Source organism: Microbacterium sp. M28 (assembly GCF_025836995.1).
Lineage (GTDB): Bacteria > Actinomycetota > Actinomycetes > Actinomycetales > Microbacteriaceae > Microbacterium.
Genome location: NZ_CP107546.1, coordinates 2,197,613 through 2,213,822, shown reverse-complemented (window position 1 = coordinate 2,213,822; position 16,210 = coordinate 2,197,613). Strand labels below are relative to the sequence as shown.

Here is a 16,210-nt window from a genome sequence, read left to right as displayed (position 1 = left end):
CTACGTTTGCGGCATGACCGAATCCGTCGTCATCCGCCCCACCACCGTTGAAGAGGTCGCCGCCGCCGTGCGGCGCGCACGCCACGAGTCCCTGCCGATCACCGTCGTCGCCGGTGGTCACGGACCGTGGTCCCACGGCGCATCCGAAGGGCTGCGCATCGAACTCGCCGATTTCGCCGACATCGAGATAGACGGGACGACCGTCCACGTCGGCGGCGGGGCCGTCTGGGGGGACGTCGCCGCGGCGATCGGTCCGAACGGGCTCGCGATCAGTTCGGGCGACACCGCGACGGTCGGCGTCGGCGGACTCACCCTCGGCGGCGGCATCGGATGGATGGTGCGCGCGTGGGGTCTCGCCGTCGACCAGCTCGTGGGCGCACAGATCGTCACGGCGACCGGCGATGTCGTCGAGGCATCCGCGACCGAGAACCCCGACCTCTTCTGGGCGCTGCGCGGCGGCGGAGGCAACTTCGGCATCGTCACGCGCTTCGACTTCGCCGCGCACGAGCTCGACGGCATCGTGTTCGCCGAGAACGCGCTCACCGCAGACCCCGCCGTCGTGCTGCGGACCGCCCGCGACGTCATGCAGGATGCCCCGCGCGAGCTCACCCTCACGTACATGGACGTGCCGGCCATGGACCCCAGTGCCCCCGCCGGAGCCAGCCTCAGTGCTGTCTGGGCCGGCACGGATGCCGAGCGACTGCGCCAGGCGCTCGCGCCGATCTCCGCGATCGACGGCGTCTCCACCACGATCACGACTCCGGCCTACCGCGACATCCTGATGGTGCCGCCGACGCCGCCCGAGGGGGCGGAGCAGCTGCCCCCGGGCTTCATCGGAGGCAACGGTCTGTTCGCCCGGCTCGATGACGACCTCATCGACCGCCTTGTGGCGTTTCGCGCTGCCTACCCGGTGTCCGTGGTGTTCCTTCGTTCGCTCGGCGGCGCGTTCGGCGAGATCGACCAGGAATCCACGGCCTTCCCTGCGCGGGAGGCGACCTGGTTCGTGATGGCCGGTGCGTTCGACATTCCGGGCCTCGTCGATGACGAAGCGCGGACCAGCATCCTCGCGGACTGGGAGCGCATCGAGCAGGACCGAATCGCGGAGTACGGCAACTTCGCCGCCACCGAACGCCCGGCGGCCGTGCCGGGGATGTTCACGAGTGCGGCGCATGCGCGTCTCGCCGAGATCAAGCGGGTCTGGGATCCGGAGAACCTGTTCCGACGCAACCACAACATCGTGCCGTGAGACGGCAGAAGGGCCGGGAGCGCGATGCTCCCGGCCCTTCTCGCCTGATCTGACGCGTCAGTGCGTGTCTTCGGCCTCGATCTCCGTGCGGTCGCCCGACCACAGCGTGTGGAACGTGCCTTCCTTGTCGATGCGCTTGTAGGTGTGCGCACCGAAGAAGTCGCGCTGACCCTGGACGAGCGCCGCCGGCAGGCGGTCGGCGCGGATACCGTCGTAGTACGACAGCGACGACGAGAACGCCGGAGCCGGGATCCCGGCCTGCGCGGCGGTGACGACGACGCGACGCCATGCCGACTGGCCGCGGGTGAGCGCCTCGGCGAAGTACGGTGCCGTCATGAGGACCGGCAGGTCGGGGGTCTCGGCGTAGGCGTCCGCGATGCGGTTGAGGAACTGGGCGCGGATGATGCAGCCGCCGCGCCAGATCTTGCTGATCGCGCCGAGGTCGATGTTCCAGTCGTATTCGGCCGCACCGGCACGGATCTCATCGAAGCCCTGCGAGTACGCGACGATCTTCGACGCGTACAGCGCGAGACGGACGTCCTCGATGAACGCGGCCTCGTCCGACACGGTGAACGCCTCGTCCGGACCGGGGAGCGCTCCGGCGACGGCGCGCTGCTCGGGGTGGCTGGACAGCGACCGTGCGAACGTCGCCTCGGCGATGCCGGAGACCGGAACGCCGAGCGACAGCGCGGTCTGGACCGTCCAGGCGCCGGTGCCCTTGGCGCCGGCCTGGTCGAGGATGACGTCGACGAGCGGCTTTCCGGTCTCGGCATCCACCTGACGCAGCACCTCGGCGGTGATCTCGATCAGGTAGGACTCCAGCTCGCCCTTGTTCCAATCGGCGAAGATGTCCGCGATCTCCGCCGGAGTCTTGCCGGTGCCCCGGCGGATCAGGTCGTACGCCTCGGCGATGAGCTGCATGTCGGCGTACTCGATGCCGTTGTGCACCATCTTCACGAAGTGACCGGCGCCGTCGTGGCCGACGTGCGTGACACACGGCTCGCCCTCGGCGATCGCGGCGATCGACTTGAGGATCGGTCCGAGCGTGACCCACGACTCGTCGGAGCCGCCGGGCATGATGCTCGGGCCGGTGAGCGCGCCCTCCTCGCCACCGGAGATGCCGGCGCCGACGAAGTTCACACCGGTCTCGCGGACGGCCTTCTCGCGGCGGATCGTGTCGGGGAAGTACGCGTTGCCGCCGTCGACGATGATGTCACCCGGCTCGAAGACCTCGAGCAGGGCGTCGATCACGGCATCCGTCGGACGGCCGGCCTTGACCATGATGATCGCGGTACGCGGCTTCTGCAGCGCGTCGGCGAACTCCTGGTACGTCGACGCCGGAACGAACCCGGCCTCGGGGTGCTCGTCGAGCAGCGTCTGGGTCTTCTCGTAGCTGCGGTTGAAGATCGCCACCGTGTTGCCCTCGCGGCTGGCGAGGTTGCGGGCGAGGTTCGAACCCATGACGGCGAGTCCGACGACTCCGATGTTTGCCTGACCGGCAGAGGACATTGATGCACCTTCCGTGAGGGGGATCGCCCGGGCGCTTCGGAGAGCTGCTCCGGACGTCTTCAGATTACTCGGTGTGCTCGCGCACAATGTCCGCGTTACCTTGTGAGGCTCAGTCCTTGCGGTAGCCGGAGCGTCCCATCGCGAACAGCGCACCGAAGGTGAACACACCGGCGCAGACGGCCATGGCGCCGATGAGCCAGGCGATCGCGTGGGAGAGGAAGGCGCCGTCGAGCATTGCAGGACTCCAGGTTCGTGGGATCGGGGCGGAATTGCCGTGTGTCTTCAGCCTACCGGTGCATCGGGTACGATTGAGAGGTTCCTCGGCGAGGGATGCTTCGCGTGCGCGGCATCCGTGATCGACGCGGCGAAGCTGTCCTCGTGGCTGATTTCCTCGCGACTGCAATCGAGAAGCCGAACTCAAGACCACCACGCGGCCCTTCGTCGCGTGCCCCGAAGGAGAACCAATGTCTGACGACACCAAGGTCACCGCCGAGCTGCGCGACAGCTTCGGCAAGGGCTTCGCCCGCCGTCTGCGCGCTGCAGGCAAGATCCCCGCCGTCCTCTACGGTCACGGCACCGACCCGGTCCACGTGGCGCTGCCCGGCCACCAGGTCGCGCTGATCATCCGCCGTGCCAACGCTCTGCTCGAGCTGGACATCGAGGGCAAGCAGCACCTCGCGCTGGTCAAGGACGTTCAGAAGGACCCCGTGCACCAGATCATCGAGCACATCGACCTCCTCGTCGTCAAGAAGGGCGAGAAGATCCAGGTCGACGTCCCGATCGTCGTCACCGGTGAGTCGTTCGCCGGCACGATCGTCAACCTCGAGAACACGACGCTCGCCGTCGAGGCCGAGGCGACGCACATCCCGGAGAACTTCGAGGTCTCCGTCGAGGGGCTCGAGGAGGGCGCGCACATCACCGCGGCCGACGTGAAGCTGCCCAAGGGCTCTTCGCTGCTCGCGGACCCCGAGCTGCTCATCGTCGCGATCTCGGTCCCGGCTGCCACCGAGGAGCCCGAGGCCGCCGAGGGCGAGTCCGAGGCTGCAACCGAGGCTTCCGAAGAGGCCGCAGCGGAGTAATCCCGTACGGGAGCACTTCGACAGAGGGGACACGAGCGATCGTGTCCCCTCTGTCATATCCTGACGATGTTCGAGAGGAGGCCGGCGTGGCGCACACGTGGCTGATCGTGGGACTGGGCAATCCCGGCCCCCGTTACGAGACCACACGGCACAACATCGGACAGATGGTCGTCGACGAGCTCGCACAGCGCCGCTCGGAGGCCTTCCGCGTGCACAAGGCGGGCGCACGCGTCGTCGAGACCTGGCTCCGCCCCGGCGGTGACAAGCTCGTGCTGGCGAAGCCGAACACGTTCATGAACGTGTCGGGCACTCCGGTCTCCGCGTTGGCCCGGTTCTACTCGGTACCCGCGGAGCGGGTCGTCGTCGTGCACGACGAGCTGGACATCCCGTTCGACGCGATCAAGCTCAAGGTCGGCGGTGGGCACGGCGGCCACAACGGCGTCCGGGATGTCGCGAGCGCTCTCACCACCGCTGATTTCCCACGGGTGCGCGTCGGAATCGGGCGCCCGCCCGGTCGCCAGGATCCCGCGGACTGGGTGCTGGCCCCGTTCGGCGGCGAGGAGCGCAAGAACCTGCCGGTCCTCGTCTCGGATGCCGCGGACGCCGTCGAGACGCTCGTCGCCGACGGGCTGCTCGCGGCGCAGCAGAAGCACCACGCACCGCGCTGAGTCGTGGCGGCCGCGCTCAGATCCCGTAGAGCTCGGCGGAGCCGACGGCTGCGCCGATGCTGAGCGCGATGAAGACGGCGGTGAAGAAGATCACCGGACCGATGACGGCGCCGACGATGCCGGCGATGCCCATACCTCGTCCGCGGCGCTTGACGATCGCCAGGATGCCGAGGATGAACGCGACGATGCCCAGCACGGTGCCCGTCCAGAAGGACACCTCCGCCCACAGCACCTGATCGCGGGCCGGCGCCAGGAACGCCAGTGAGTCCATATCAGCGGGCTCGAGAGCGTCGACCGTCCCGGGGAGACGGCGACCGATCTCCCAGGCCGCGACGGCACCGAGGATCGGGATGACGACCGCCGCGGCGAGCGACAGGATCAGTGACAGAACGCCGGTGGTCCGCGACTGCGGCGCCGGCGGCGCAGGAACCTCGTACGGTCCTGCGGCACTCTGATATCCGCCGGCGGGGGCCTGATAGGCGCCGACGGGGGCCTGATAGGCGCCGGTGGGTGCGTGCGAGGAGGGCGCGACGAATGCGCCAGGTGCGGGGTGGCCGCCCGATGCCGGCGGTGCGGAGGGCGCCGCGTTCGGCCCCGGGATCGAACCGTCCGCTCGAGGCGCCGGAGGCACGGGCGGAGCGAAGGGCGGGCGGGAGCCGTCTGGCTGCTGCGGGTCGGTCACGCCCCAATCCTACGGGCACGCATTGCGGCTGTTCGTGCGGAACTCCTGCAGTTCTGGATGCCGCTGCCCGCGTCTCGTCCGAATCCGGCGATTCTGCAGGAGATACGACCACCGCGGCTCGCTCTGCACAGACGCACCCGAACGGCGAGTTGTTCGAGAACACCGGATCACACCCCGCAGCGACGGGGCGTGTCGGCATCATCGCGCGGATGAACACCTTTCTCGCATCGCACGCGATCCGCCGCATCAGCACGCGTGAGCTCCGCACTCAAGGGTGGCACCCGCGTCACATCACCGCAGCCGTCGCGGATGGGCGACTGCGTAGGTTGCGAAGGGGTTGGTACGCGTTGACGAGCGTCCCCGAGAGCGCCGCGTTCGCTGCGGAGCACGGCGGCCGGATCGACTGCGTCTGGCTGCTCGCCGAACTCGGAGTGTTCGTCCTCGATCGTTCGAGGCCCCACATCCAGATCGATCGCGGGGCGAGTCGCGTCCCGACCCCACCTGACGGGTGGGTGCGCCACTGGCGCGAGAGCACGGCGGAGCGCGATGACATCATGGCGCCGATCGTGCAGGCGCTCGTACAGGCGGTGCGCTGCCAGGGCATCCGGGCGGCGATCGCGACGATGGACAGCGCATGGCATCTCGGACTCGTTGGCGAGGACGACATCGGCGCGGTCTTCGAACTCCTGCCTCGACGATATCGGCGGATGCGCGGTCTGCTGGATCCTCGCAGCGAATCCGGCCCGGAGACGCTGGTGCGACTGATGCTTCGGGCGACGGGAGCGTCGATCGAACTCCAGGTTCTGATCGACGGCGTCGGTCGGGTGGACCTCGTGGTCGACGGCTGGCTCGTCATCGAATGCGACAGCCGCGCTCATCACTCATCGATGGAGGCGCAGCTGAACGATCGCAGGCGCGATCTGGCATTGGCGGCCCTCGGCTACTGCGTGCTGCGTCTGCTCGCCGAGGACATCATGTACCACCCGGACCGCGTTCAGGCCGCCTTGCGTGGCATCCTGCGCAACCGCCGTCCATAGCCCGCGCGTGCACCCTGAACCTGGTGCGAACTCCTGCAGATCCGCACGCCGGACGCCCGGCTGCATCTCCCGGCCGGGATTCTGCAGGAGTTCGTGGAGGCGCGACGACCCTCAGACTCGACGCAGCAGTCCGACCTTGTCGTACACGTCGGAGAGCGTCGCGTCTGCGACCGCGTCGGCCTTGGCGGCGTTCACCGCGAGGATGCGATCGAGTTCGGCCGGATCGTCGAGCAGCTCGAGAGCACGCGTGCGCACCGGCTCGAACTCGTCGACGACGACCTCGGCGAGGCCCTTCTTGAAGTCGCCGTAGCCGCGACCGGCGTACTCGTCCTCGATGGACGCGACCTGCCGCCCCGTCAGCGCCGCGTAGATCGTGAGGAGATTGGAGACACCCGGCTTGGTCTCGCGGTCGAAGCGCACGCTGCCGTCGGCATCCGTGACGGCTCGCATGATCTTCTTGGCCGTCTTCGCCGGGTCGTCAAGCAGCCACAGCACCCCAGCGTCGCTCTCCGCGGACTTCGACATCTTCGACGTCGGGTTCTGCAGATCGTAGATGCGCGCCGTGTCCTTCTGGATCACGGGCGCGGGCACCACGAAAGCGGTACCGAATCGGGAGTTGAAGCGCTCCGCGAGGTCGCGCGTGAGCTCGACGTGCTGCTTCTGATCGTCGCCGACGGGGACGACATCCGTCTGGTAGAGCAGGATGTCGGCGGCCATCAGGACCGGATACGTGAACAGTCCGACCGAGGTCGCGTCGGCGCCGTAGCGGGTGGACTTGTCCTTGAACTGGGTCATCCGACCGGCCTCGCCGAAGCCGGTGATCGTGGAGAGGATCCACGCCAGTTCGGCGTGCGCACGGACGTGCGACTGCACGTACAACGTCGATAGCGAGGGCTCGATGCCGGCGGCGATGTACTGGGCGGCGGTCCGGCGGGTCTTCTCGCGCAGCTCCTTGGGGTCCTGCGCGACGGTCAGCGCATGCATGTCGACCACGGAGAAGTACGCGTCGTAGGAGCTCTGCAGATCTCGCCACTGCAGCAGCGCCCCGATGTAGTTGCCGATCTGGAGGGAGTCGGCTGAGGGCTGCATTCCGGAGTAGAGGCGAGGCTTGGTCACGCACTCAATCCTAGGGCGGCGACAAGGGTCGACGCTCCTCAAGCGGTCAGGGCAGGAACGTGCGTGCCCAGCGCACGCATCCGCCAGGCGTACACGGCCACAGCGAGCGCCGTCATCGCGTAGAGGACCACAGCCTGCAGCACGAACGCCGGGTAGTCGATGATCCACGGCGCTTGGCCGGGATCCGTCGCGAACGCGGGATTGTCGTGGACGTGCGGTAGCGCCTGGGCGAGCCCGTAGCCGACGACCTGTCCGATCGCGTAGACGCCGAAGCCGGCCGACAGCGCGAGCAGAGCCTGACCGGGTTGACGGCGCCAGACGGCATCGGCCGTTCGCAGAGCGCTGCGCGGTCGCCATCGCGGTGCGGGGGAGAGCCAGGCCGAGATCGCCGGAGCGAGGACGAACGCCGCGATCAGCAGGATGAGCAGCAGGCCGACGCCGATCATCAGAGAGGACGAACTCCCTGCGCGACTGCGCATGAGCTGCGGGACGAGGAGCAGGACGAGGATCGGCAGGCACGCGACGAGACAGGCGAGCCACGTGCGCCAGAGGTGTCGGATCTTCACCCGATCAACACTGGTCGCCGCAGCCTTCGTCTCCCACCGGGAGAACCCGCGGAACGGTTCGGGAAAACCCGAGGCTGTGTCAGAAGCGGTAGTCGACCACGACGGGTGCGTGGTCGCTCCAGCGCTGATCGTAGGATGCCGCCCGCGCGACGTGGTACGACTCGACGTGCTCGGCGAGAGCCGGGCTGGCCAGGTGATAGTCGATCCGCCAGCCGGAGTCGTTGTCGAACGCCTTGCCGCGCATGGACCACCAGGTGTACGGGCCGTCCACCTCGCCGTGGAAGCGACGACCCACGTCGACCCAGCCCATCCCGGTGCCCGCCGTGCCGTCGACGGCTTCGATCTCGACGCCCGCTGCGCCGAGGAACCGATCGAAGTACGCGCGCTCGCGCGGCAGGAAGCCGGCCTTCTTCCGATTGCCGCGCCAGTTCCTGATGTCCAGCTCGCGGTGGCCGACGTTGAGATCGCCCGTGACGAGCGCCAGAGCCCCGTCGGCGCCGAGCTCGCCGAGCCGGGGTCCGAGAGCATCGAGGAAACGCCACTTCTCGTCCTGCTTGGGGGTGTCGGCCTCGCCGGAGTGCACGTAGGCGCTCACGACGGTAAGCGGCCGGTCACCGAGGAGGAAGTCGCCCTCGATCCACCGGCCGCGCGAGTCGAAATCGTCCGGTCCGATCGCGGTGCGGACGGCCAGCGCCGGGGTGCGGCTGGCGATGGCGACGCCGGCGCGGCCCTTGGCCGTCGCCTCGTCGTGGATGATCGACCATCCGGGCAGCGCCGCTTCCAGATGCTCGTCCTGTCCGCGGACCTCCTGCAGCGTGAGGATGTCGATGTCAGCGGCATCCAGCCAGGTGCTCATGCCGTTGCGGGCGGCCGCCCTGATCCCGTTGACATTGACCGTGGCGATACGCAGATGAGGCATGTCGTCCAGCCTATCGGCGGCGTCGGACATCCTTCTCGGCGGAGCGGGACGCGGCGTCGGCGGCCGTGCCGGCACCGGTCCGTTCGACGGCGACGGCGGGGCGCGTTCGGCGTTTCGGCGGGGGAGGAGGCGTCGCCGCCTCGACCTGCTCCAACTCGTCCTGCGCCTCGCGGACGGCGCGATCCGCCGTCCAGATCCGGTACCACGGCGCGGTCGCCCTGGCCTCCTGAGCCGTGCGCAGTCGGACCTGCGCGGCGATGAGCAGCGCCCTGTGCTCCGCGGCGAGCCGCTCGGCCTCGGACTGCGGCAGCAGCGCGATGTGGTTGTCCTGCGCGGCCACCGCGATCCACGAGGCCGCGACGAGCAGCACGATGCCGATCAGACGGAACCACAGCAGCATCACGATGAAGACGGTGAACGTCGCCAGCAGGGGATTGGACGGCGTGTAGCCGAGGAAGAGGCCGAACCCGAGCTGGAGCACGGTCGTCGCGGCTGCGCCGAGGAAGGCGCCGGGCATGATGCGCCGCCACGTGAGCTGGGTCCCGGTGAGGAACCGGAAGAGTCCGGCCAGCAGCACGGTGTTCACGACGTACAGGATCCCGATCGTCACCAGACGCACCGTCAGGGAGGAGATCGTCGTCGCATCGCCCAGGCCGATGAGCCGGAAGGCGAACTCGAGCGCCCACGTGCCGAGCGTGCCGAGCAGGGTGCCGAGCATGAGGCCGGCGCCGAAGACGATCGCTCCGAGGAAGTCCCGGCTCTTGAGGAGGAAGTAGTTGCGCCGATCGGGCGGGATGCCGAAGACCCCGCGTACAGCTCGCCGTGCGAAGGAGATCGCACCGACGGCCGTCCAGATCAGCGCGCCGAGCGCGATGGCACCGGTGACGCTGAAGGTGCCCGTGGTCCCGCCGGCGATCTCCTCCACCTGCTCCGGGGTGATCACGCCGCCTTCGACGATGAGCCCGGGGATGTAGTTGTTGATGACGTCGATCAGGCCGTCGATGGCCTCGGTGCTGCCGCCCAGCCAGATCCCGGCGATCGCGAAGGCGACGTAGACGGCTGCGAAGCCCGCGAACAGGGCCTGGTAGCTCACGCCGGCGGCGAGGAGGAATCCTTCGTGCTGCAGGAAGTTGCGCCACACGCGCACCGGAAACCACTCGAGCGTGCGGTGCGTCAGCTCGGTGGCTCGCGAGATGGGGTCCTCGAAGCGTTCGCGAAGGGTGTCCTGCGTCTGCTCCCACCGAGCCCGGAGGTGCTGCTCCTCGCGCGCGGCGACATCAGCCGCTCCGCGCTGCGCGCGCGCGTCGCCGGACGGCGTCGGCGTGCTCTCGGGGCGGCTCACCCTGTCAGATTAGCGAACGGTCATGGGCGGCCGCGCAGGACCGCCTGCTTGACCTCCGCGATCGCCTTGGTCACCTCGATGCCGCGGGGGCACGCCTCGGAGCAGTTGAAGGTCGTGCGGCAGCGCCAGACGCCCTCCTTGTCGTTGAGGATGTCGAGGCGGACGCCCGCGTTGTCGTCGCGCGAGTCGAAGATGAACCGGTGCGCGTTCACGATCGCGGCCGGGCCGAAGTACTGCCCGTCGGTCCAGAACACGGGGCAGGACGACGTGCACGCGGCGCACAGGATGCACTTGGTGGTGTCGTCGAAGATCGCACGGTCGGCGATCGACTGCGTGCGCTCCTTGCCCTTCTCCGGGGTCGAGCTGGCGACCAGGAAGGGCTGCACCTCGCGGTACGACGCGAAGAACGGCTCCATGTCGACGATGAGGTCCTTCTCGAGCGGCAGGCCCTTGATCGCCTCGACGTAGATCGGCTTGGAGATGTCCAGGTCCTTGATCAGCGTCTTGCAGGCCAGGCGGTTGCGGCCGTTGATGCGCATGGCGTCGGAGCCGCAGATGCCGTGGGCGCAGGAGCGGCGGAAGCTCAGCGAGCCGTCGACCTCCCACTTGATCTTGTGCAGCGCGTCGAGGACGCGGTCGGTGGAGTACAGCTCCACGTCGTAGTCGACCCAGTGCGGTTCGGCGTCGTTCTCCGGGTCGAAGCGACGGATGATGAACGTGACCAGGAAGGACTGGACTTCCGAGTCCGCTGATTCGGCGCCAGGCGCCTCTGCGACGGCGGTGGACATCTCAGTACTTCCTCTCCATCGGCTGGTAGCGGGTCTGGACGACCGGCTTCGAGTCGAGTCTGATGTGATCGGCCGGCGTCGACGAGTGCGGGTCGCCCGTCAGGTAGGCCATGGTGTGCTTCATCCAGTTCTCGTCGTCGCGCTTGGGGAAGTCGTCGCGCATGTGTCCGCCGCGGCTCTCCTCGCGGTGCTGGGCGGCGTACACGACGACCTCGGCGAGGTCGAGCAGGAAGCCGAGTTCGACGGCCTCGAGCAGATCCGTGTTGAAGCGGTGTCCCTTGTCGTCGACGTGGACGTTGCGATAGCGCTCGCGCAGCTCGGCGATCACGCCGAGCACGTGCTCGAGAGACTCGTGCGTGCGGAAGACCTGCGCGCCCTTGTCCATCTCGTCCTGCAGCGTCTTGCGCAGCACGGCGATCCGCTCGGTGCCCTGGTTGTTGCGGAGGCCCTCGATCATGTCGGACACGAACGCGGCGGGGTTCTCCGGCAGCGGGACGAACTCCGCCGTCCTGGCGTACTCGACCGCGTTGCGGCCGGCGCGCTTGCCGAACACGTTGATGTCCAGCAGCGAGTTCGTGCCGAGGCGATTGGAGCCGTGCACCGAGACGCACGCGCACTCGCCGGCGGCGTACAGGCCCGGTACGACGGTCGTGTTGTCGCTGAGCACCTCGGCGTCGGTGTTGGTCGGGATGCCGCCCATCGCGTAGTGCGCCGTGGGCATGACCGGCACGGGCTCGACCACGGGGTCGATGCCCAGGTAGGTGCGGGCGAACTCGGTGATGTCGGGGAGCTTGGTCTCGAGGATCTCGGCTCCCAGGTGCGTGCAGTCCAGCAGCACGTAGTCCTTGTTCGGACCGGCGCCGCGGCCGTCCAGGACCTCCTGGACCATGGAGCGGGCGACGATGTCGCGCGGAGCCAGGTCCTTGATCGTGGGGGCGTAGCGCTCCATGAAGCGCTCACCGGAGGCGTTGCGCAGGATCGCACCCTCACCGCGGGCGCCCTCGGTGAGCAGGATGCCGAGGCCGGCGAGGCCGGTCGGATGGAACTGGAAGAACTCCATGTCCTCGAGCGGGAGGTTCTTGCGCCAGATGATCCCGACGCCGTCACCGGTCAGGGTGTGGGCGTTGGAGGTGGTCTTGAAGATCTTCCCGAAGCCGCCCGTTGCGAAGATCACGGCCTTCGACTGGAACACGTGCAGCTCGCCGGTGGCGAGGTCGTACGCCACGACGCCGGCGACCTGGGTGGCGCCGGACTCGTCCTGCACCGTGATGAGATCGAGGACGTAGAACTCGTTGAAGAAGTTGATGCCCAGCTTCACGCAGTTCTGGAACAGCGTCTGCAGGATCATGTGACCGGTGCGGTCGGCGGCGTAGCACGCGCGGCGCACCGGCGTCTTGCCGTGTTCGGCGGTGTGGCCGCCGAATCGACGCTGGTCGATCTTGCCCTCGGGGGTGCGGTTGAAGGGCAGACCCATGTTCTCCAGGTCGATGACCGCGTCGATGGCCTCTTTGGCGAGGATCTCCGCCGCGTCCTGGTCGACCAGGTAGTCACCGCCCTTGACCGTGTCGAAGGTGTGCCACTCCCAGTTGTCCTCTTCGACGTTGGCCAGCGCGGCGGCCATGCCGCCCTGCGCTGCGCCGGTGTGCGAACGCGTCGGGTACAGCTTCGAGATGACGGCGGTCTTCGCGCCGGGTCCGGCCTCGATGGCCGCTCGCATCCCGGCGCCCCCGGCGCCGACGATGACGACGTCGAACTGGTGGTAGTGCACTCCGTCGCGGACGACGGAGTCATGAGTCTGGGTGGTCACTCTCTAGCTCTCTCTCAGTTCCCGACCGAACCGTTGGCCACGCACATGTCCCACAGAGTGCTGGACTCGTCCACGCCCAGGCAGGGGTCGAACGTGAAGACGACCAGCGTTCCGAGCACGATGAGCAGGCCGGCGGCGAGACCGAGGGCCCAGATCAGTGCCTTGCGGGCGGTCGGGTGGGTGACGTAGTCGTTGACGATGGTCCGCATGCCGTTGGCGCCGTGGATGAGGGCGAGCCACAGCATCAGCACGTCCCACCACTGCCACCACGGGTCGGCGAACTTTCCGGCGATGAAGGCGAAGTCCAGCGCGTGGATGCCCTCGCCGAGCATCAGGTTGACGAAGAGGTGGCCGAAGATGAGGATCACCAGGAGCACCCCGGAGACCCGCATGAACATCCATCCCCACTTCTCGATGTTGAAGCGGCGGGTGCGGCGTCCGGATGCCGCGACGGCGGGCTGAGCGGTCATCAGTGTCCTCCTCCGAAGCCGGCGAACGCGAGGGCGAGGTGGCGCGGGACGAATCCAGCCATCAGCACCGCCCACAGGCCGATGACGATCCAGAACATCTGGCGCTGGTACCGCGCGCCGTTCTTCCAGAGGTCGACGAGGATGATGCGCAGGCCGTTGAGCGCGTGGAACGCGATTCCGGCGACGAGGACGACCTCGCCGAGCGCCATGACCGGATTCTTGTAGGTGCCGATCACCGCGTTGTACGCCTCCGGCGACACGCGGATCAGCGCTGTGTCCAGCACATGCACCAGGAGGAAGAAGAAGATGGCGACGCCGGTGATGCGGTGAAGCACCCAGGACCACATTCCTTCACGGCCTCGGTAGAGCGTGCCGCGCGGGGTCTTGGATGTCGTCTCCGAAATCGACGGTGTCAAGCGAGTGCTTGCGGACACGGTCGTCCTCCCTGATCGATCTGGATCGGCAGCGCGCACAGGCGTGCCCGAACGCTCCCCATCCTATTCCTGTCCCTGGCCGGGAGCGAGGAAGGCGAACCTAAGTATCTCGATGTCGAGATTTCTCGCCGCGGTAGGGTGAGGGCATGACGGAGCCGATCGATGACTTCTACGCAGTGATTCCGGCCGGGGGCATCGGGAGCCGTCTGTGGCCCCTGTCCCGTGCGGATGCGCCGAAGTTCCTGCACGACCTCACCGGATCGGGCAATTCGCTGCTGCGTGACACCTGGGATCGGCTCGAACCGCTCGCCGGCGCCGATCGCATCGCCGTCGTGACGGGACGCGCGCATCGCGCCGCCGTCGAGGCGGAACTGCCCGGCATCCCCGACATCAACGTCTTCCTCGAGTCGGAGCCTCGCGAGTCCGCGGCGGCCATCGGCCTCGCCGCCGCGATCCTGCACCGCCGCGATCCGGACGTGATCATCGGCTCGTTCGCCGCCGATCACGTGATCCGTGGCACGCGCACCTTCGAGTTCGCCGTCCAGCAGGCCGTGCACGTCGCGCGCGCCGGGTACATCTGCACGATCGGCATCCAGCCCTCGGAGCCGTCGGTCGGTTTCGGCTACATCCGCAAGGGGGAGGAGCTGATCGTCGACGGGGCGCCGGAGGCGGCGACGGTCGAGCGGTTCGTCGAGAAGCCCGACCTCGAGACGGCCAAGTCGTACTACGCCGACCGCTCGTTCCTCTGGAACGCGGGCATGTTCATCGCCAAGGCGAGCGTGCTGCTGGACGAGCTTGCCGCCAACGAGCCGGAACTGCACGCCGGACTGATCGAACTCGCCGCCGCGTGGGACGATCGCGATGCCCGAGGTCCGGCGGTCGATCGCATCTGGCCGGGACTCAAGAAGATCGCGATCGACTACGCCGTCGCCGAGCCCGCGGCGGAGAAGGGGCGCCTCGCCGTGATCCCCGGGCACTTCGACTGGGACGATGTGGGCGACTTCGCCTCCCTCACCAAGCTCATCTCCAACGGCCGCAAGAACGATCTCGCCGTGCTCGGTCCGCAGGCGCGCGTCCTGACCGATGCCGCATCGGGCATCCTCGTCAGCCAGACCTCGCGCGTGATCAGCCTGGTCGGGGTGAAGGACATCGTCGTGGTGGACACGCCGGACGCCCTGCTGGTGACGACGATCGAGCACGCGCAGCGCGTGAAGGGCGTCGTCGAGTCGCTCAAGCTCACCGGGCGCGGCGACGTGCTCTGACTCCGGGGTGCGTCGGCTCTATTTCGGGTTTGTAACCATTAACCGCGCTGGTGCTCCAGTCCGCCGTAACACTGGGTAATTTGTCCTCGGGGCCTTGCGAATGGCGCGGGCCAGTAGTCGTGGAGGCTTACGTGACCATTTCCACTCGAAAGCGCGCACTCGCCGCGCTCGTGGCGACCGGCGTCGCCCTGTCGCTTGCAGGCTGTGGAGCGGCTCCGGAGGAGACCGAAGGCGAAGGCGCTGGGCCGGTCGACTCCGACTTCCTGCCCTGCCTGATCTCCGACGCAGGCGGCTGGAACGACAAGTCGTTCAACCAGTCCGCGAAGCAGGGCATGGATGCCGCCGCCGAAGAGCTGGGCATCGAGCCGCTCGAGTTCGAGTCGGCCAACGACAACGACTACGCGCCGAACCTCGAGACCGCCGTGTCCGAGGGCTGCTCGTTCATCGTCTCCGTCGGCTTCAAGCTGTCGGCTGCGACCGTCGAGTCCGCACTCGCGAACCCCGAAGTCAACTACGCGATCATCGACGACTGGGCGGACAACGACTTCGACGGCGAGACCGACGCTCCGAACATCAAGCCGCTCGTCTTCGACACGGCTCAGGCCGCGTACCTGGGCGGCTACGCATCCGCCGCATGGTCGGCGCAGAGCGGCGTGAACAAGGTCGGCACCTTCGGCGGAATGCAGATCCCGTCTGTGGCCGTGTTCATGGACGGCTACCAGCTCGGTGTCGAGAAGTACAACGAGGACAAGTCCGCCGCGGTCGAGGTCTTCGGCTGGGATGCAGCCACGCAGAAGGGCTCCTTCACCGGCGGGTTCGACGCGAACGACACCGCGAAGCAGACCGCTCAGGGCGTGCTCGACCAGGGCGTGGACGTCATCCTGCCCGTCGGCGGCCCGGTGTACCAGAGCGCGGCAGCGGCCATCACCGACAGCGGCAAGGACACGCTGCTCGTCGGCGTCGACAGCGACCTGGCCGTCGCCGACCCGAGCGTGGCCGACCTGACGTTCGTCTCGATCATGAAGGCGATCGACGTCGCCGTCCAGGACGCGACCATCGCGGCCGCCGAGGGCGAGTTCGACGCGGCTCCGTACGTGGGCACGCTCGAGAACGAGGGCGTGAAGCTCTCCGGCTTCGGCGAGTTCGAGGCAGAGCTTCCCGAGGGTCTGACCGACGAGCTCGCAACGCTGCAGGAGCAGATCATCGCCGGCGACATCACGGTGGAGTCCGAGAACTCCCCGTGAGCTGAGTGAACACGAAGCGGGGCGAGTGGTCGTACGCGACC

Annotated in this window: 17 protein-coding genes; 6 read left to right on the top strand and 11 right to left on the bottom strand. The window is 68.1% G+C overall.

Translation table 11 applies throughout. The features are described from left to right. Positions 1-13: 13 nt before the first annotated feature. On the top strand, positions 14-1,246 hold the full coding sequence (locus OED01_RS10975; RefSeq protein ID WP_264155318.1) for an FAD-binding oxidoreductase: 1,233 nt from the start codon (positions 14-16) through the stop codon (positions 1,244-1,246). A 57-nt stretch (positions 1,247-1,303) separates the two neighbouring features. Here OED01_RS10975 and gndA read toward each other — a convergent pair whose 3' ends face one another. After that, entirely contained in the window at positions 1,304-2,755 is a 1,452-nt protein-coding gene (gndA, locus tag OED01_RS10970; RefSeq protein WP_264155317.1) for an NADP-dependent phosphogluconate dehydrogenase, read from the bottom strand. Positions 2,756-2,864: 109 nt separating this feature from the next. Then, positions 2,865-2,990 carry a hypothetical protein gene (locus OED01_RS10965; RefSeq protein ID WP_264155316.1) on the bottom strand — a complete coding sequence of 42 codons (126 nt, stop codon included), beginning with the start codon at positions 2,988-2,990 and terminating at the stop codon, positions 2,865-2,867. A gap of 229 nt (positions 2,991-3,219) precedes the next feature. Between OED01_RS10965 and OED01_RS10960 the strand changes: the two genes are divergently transcribed. Both OED01_RS10960 and pth read left to right on the top strand, forming a co-directional pair. Then, positions 3,220-3,834, top strand: a complete 615-nt coding sequence (locus tag OED01_RS10960; RefSeq protein ID WP_264155315.1) for a 50S ribosomal protein L25/general stress protein Ctc — start codon at positions 3,220-3,222, stop codon at positions 3,832-3,834. Between the two features lie 86 nt (positions 3,835-3,920). After that, on the top strand, positions 3,921-4,502 hold the full coding sequence (gene pth, locus OED01_RS10955) for an aminoacyl-tRNA hydrolase (protein WP_264155314.1): 582 nt from the start codon (positions 3,921-3,923) through the stop codon (positions 4,500-4,502). A gap of 16 nt (positions 4,503-4,518) precedes the next feature. On the opposite strand, the gene OED01_RS10950 is transcribed toward pth, so the two are convergent. After that, on the bottom strand, positions 4,519-5,184 hold the full coding sequence (locus tag OED01_RS10950) for a hypothetical protein (RefSeq protein ID WP_264155313.1): 666 nt from the start codon (positions 5,182-5,184) through the stop codon (positions 4,519-4,521). 209 nt (positions 5,185-5,393) lie between these two features. On the opposite strand from OED01_RS10950, the gene OED01_RS10945 reads away from it, so the two are divergent. Further along, positions 5,394-6,221 (top strand): endonuclease domain-containing protein, encoded by an 828-nt coding sequence (locus tag OED01_RS10945; protein ID WP_264155312.1) that lies wholly within the window; start codon positions 5,394-5,396, stop codon positions 6,219-6,221. Positions 6,222-6,332: 111 nt separating this feature from the next. Here the strand turns inward: OED01_RS10945 and trpS are convergent, their stop codons facing one another. From trpS to sdhC, 8 genes are all read right to left on the bottom strand, one after another. Further along, complete coding sequence (gene trpS, locus OED01_RS10940) at positions 6,333-7,337, bottom strand: tryptophan--tRNA ligase (RefSeq protein ID WP_264155311.1); 1,005 nt, start codon at positions 7,335-7,337, stop codon at positions 6,333-6,335. Positions 7,338-7,375: 38 nt separating this feature from the next. After that, entirely contained in the window at positions 7,376-7,903 is a 528-nt protein-coding gene (locus tag OED01_RS10935; RefSeq protein WP_264155310.1) for a hypothetical protein, read from the bottom strand. Positions 7,904-7,982: 79 nt separating this feature from the next. Next, positions 7,983-8,822: an exodeoxyribonuclease III gene (locus tag OED01_RS10930; protein ID WP_264155309.1), complete on the bottom strand. Its 840-nt coding sequence runs from the start codon at positions 8,820-8,822 to the stop codon at positions 7,983-7,985. Between the two features lie 10 nt (positions 8,823-8,832). Further along, positions 8,833-10,164 (bottom strand): YihY/virulence factor BrkB family protein, encoded by a 1,332-nt coding sequence (locus OED01_RS10925; protein ID WP_264155308.1) that lies wholly within the window; start codon positions 10,162-10,164, stop codon positions 8,833-8,835. Positions 10,165-10,184: 20 nt separating this feature from the next. Next, complete coding sequence (locus OED01_RS10920) at positions 10,185-10,952, bottom strand: succinate dehydrogenase iron-sulfur subunit (protein WP_264155307.1); 768 nt, start codon at positions 10,950-10,952, stop codon at positions 10,185-10,187. A gap of 1 nt (position 10,953) precedes the next feature. Then, complete coding sequence (sdhA, locus tag OED01_RS10915; protein WP_264155306.1) at positions 10,954-12,759, bottom strand: succinate dehydrogenase flavoprotein subunit; 1,806 nt, start codon at positions 12,757-12,759, stop codon at positions 10,954-10,956. Between the two features lie 14 nt (positions 12,760-12,773). Beyond that, on the bottom strand, positions 12,774-13,229 hold the full coding sequence (locus tag OED01_RS10910) for a succinate dehydrogenase hydrophobic membrane anchor subunit (protein ID WP_264155305.1): 456 nt from the start codon (positions 13,227-13,229) through the stop codon (positions 12,774-12,776). Further along, complete coding sequence (sdhC, locus tag OED01_RS10905) at positions 13,229-13,663, bottom strand: succinate dehydrogenase, cytochrome b556 subunit (RefSeq protein WP_264155304.1); 435 nt, start codon at positions 13,661-13,663, stop codon at positions 13,229-13,231. Before sdhC ends, OED01_RS10910 begins: the two co-directional genes overlap by 1 nt. 146 nt (positions 13,664-13,809) lie before the next feature. Between sdhC and OED01_RS10900 the strand changes: the two genes are divergently transcribed. Then, positions 13,810-14,925, top strand: coding sequence for a mannose-1-phosphate guanylyltransferase (locus tag OED01_RS10900; RefSeq protein ID WP_264155303.1), 1,116 nt, complete (start codon positions 13,810-13,812; stop codon positions 14,923-14,925). 131 nt (positions 14,926-15,056) lie between these two features. Further along, complete coding sequence (locus OED01_RS10895; RefSeq protein ID WP_264155302.1) at positions 15,057-16,169, top strand: BMP family lipoprotein; 1,113 nt, start codon at positions 15,057-15,059, stop codon at positions 16,167-16,169. The last annotated feature ends 41 nt before the right edge of the window (positions 16,170-16,210 follow it).

Excerpts from the sequence above, each read along its gene's own strand:
- OED01_RS10965 (WP_264155316.1), bottom strand. The coding sequence starts at position 2,990 with ATGCTCGACGGCGCCTTCCTCTCCCACGCGATCGCCTGGCTCATCGGC.
- OED01_RS10910 (WP_264155305.1), bottom strand. The coding sequence starts at position 13,229 with ATGACCGCTCAGCCCGCCGTCGCGGCATCCGGACGCCGCACCCGCCGC.
- OED01_RS10960 (WP_264155315.1), top strand. The coding sequence starts at position 3,220 with ATGTCTGACGACACCAAGGTCACCGCCGAGCTGCGCGACAGCTTCGGC.
- OED01_RS10945 (WP_264155312.1), top strand. The coding sequence starts at position 5,394 with ATGAACACCTTTCTCGCATCGCACGCGATCCGCCGCATCAGCACGCGT.
- gndA (WP_264155317.1), bottom strand. The coding sequence starts at position 2,755 with ATGTCCTCTGCCGGTCAGGCAAACATCGGAGTCGTCGGACTCGCCGTC.
- OED01_RS10975 (WP_264155318.1), top strand. The coding sequence starts at position 14 with ATGACCGAATCCGTCGTCATCCGCCCCACCACCGTTGAAGAGGTCGCC.
- OED01_RS10930 (WP_264155309.1), bottom strand. The coding sequence starts at position 8,822 with ATGCCTCATCTGCGTATCGCCACGGTCAATGTCAACGGGATCAGGGCG.
- OED01_RS10920 (WP_264155307.1), bottom strand. The coding sequence starts at position 10,952 with ATGTCCACCGCCGTCGCAGAGGCGCCTGGCGCCGAATCAGCGGACTCG.
- OED01_RS10900 (WP_264155303.1), top strand. The coding sequence starts at position 13,810 with ATGACGGAGCCGATCGATGACTTCTACGCAGTGATTCCGGCCGGGGGC.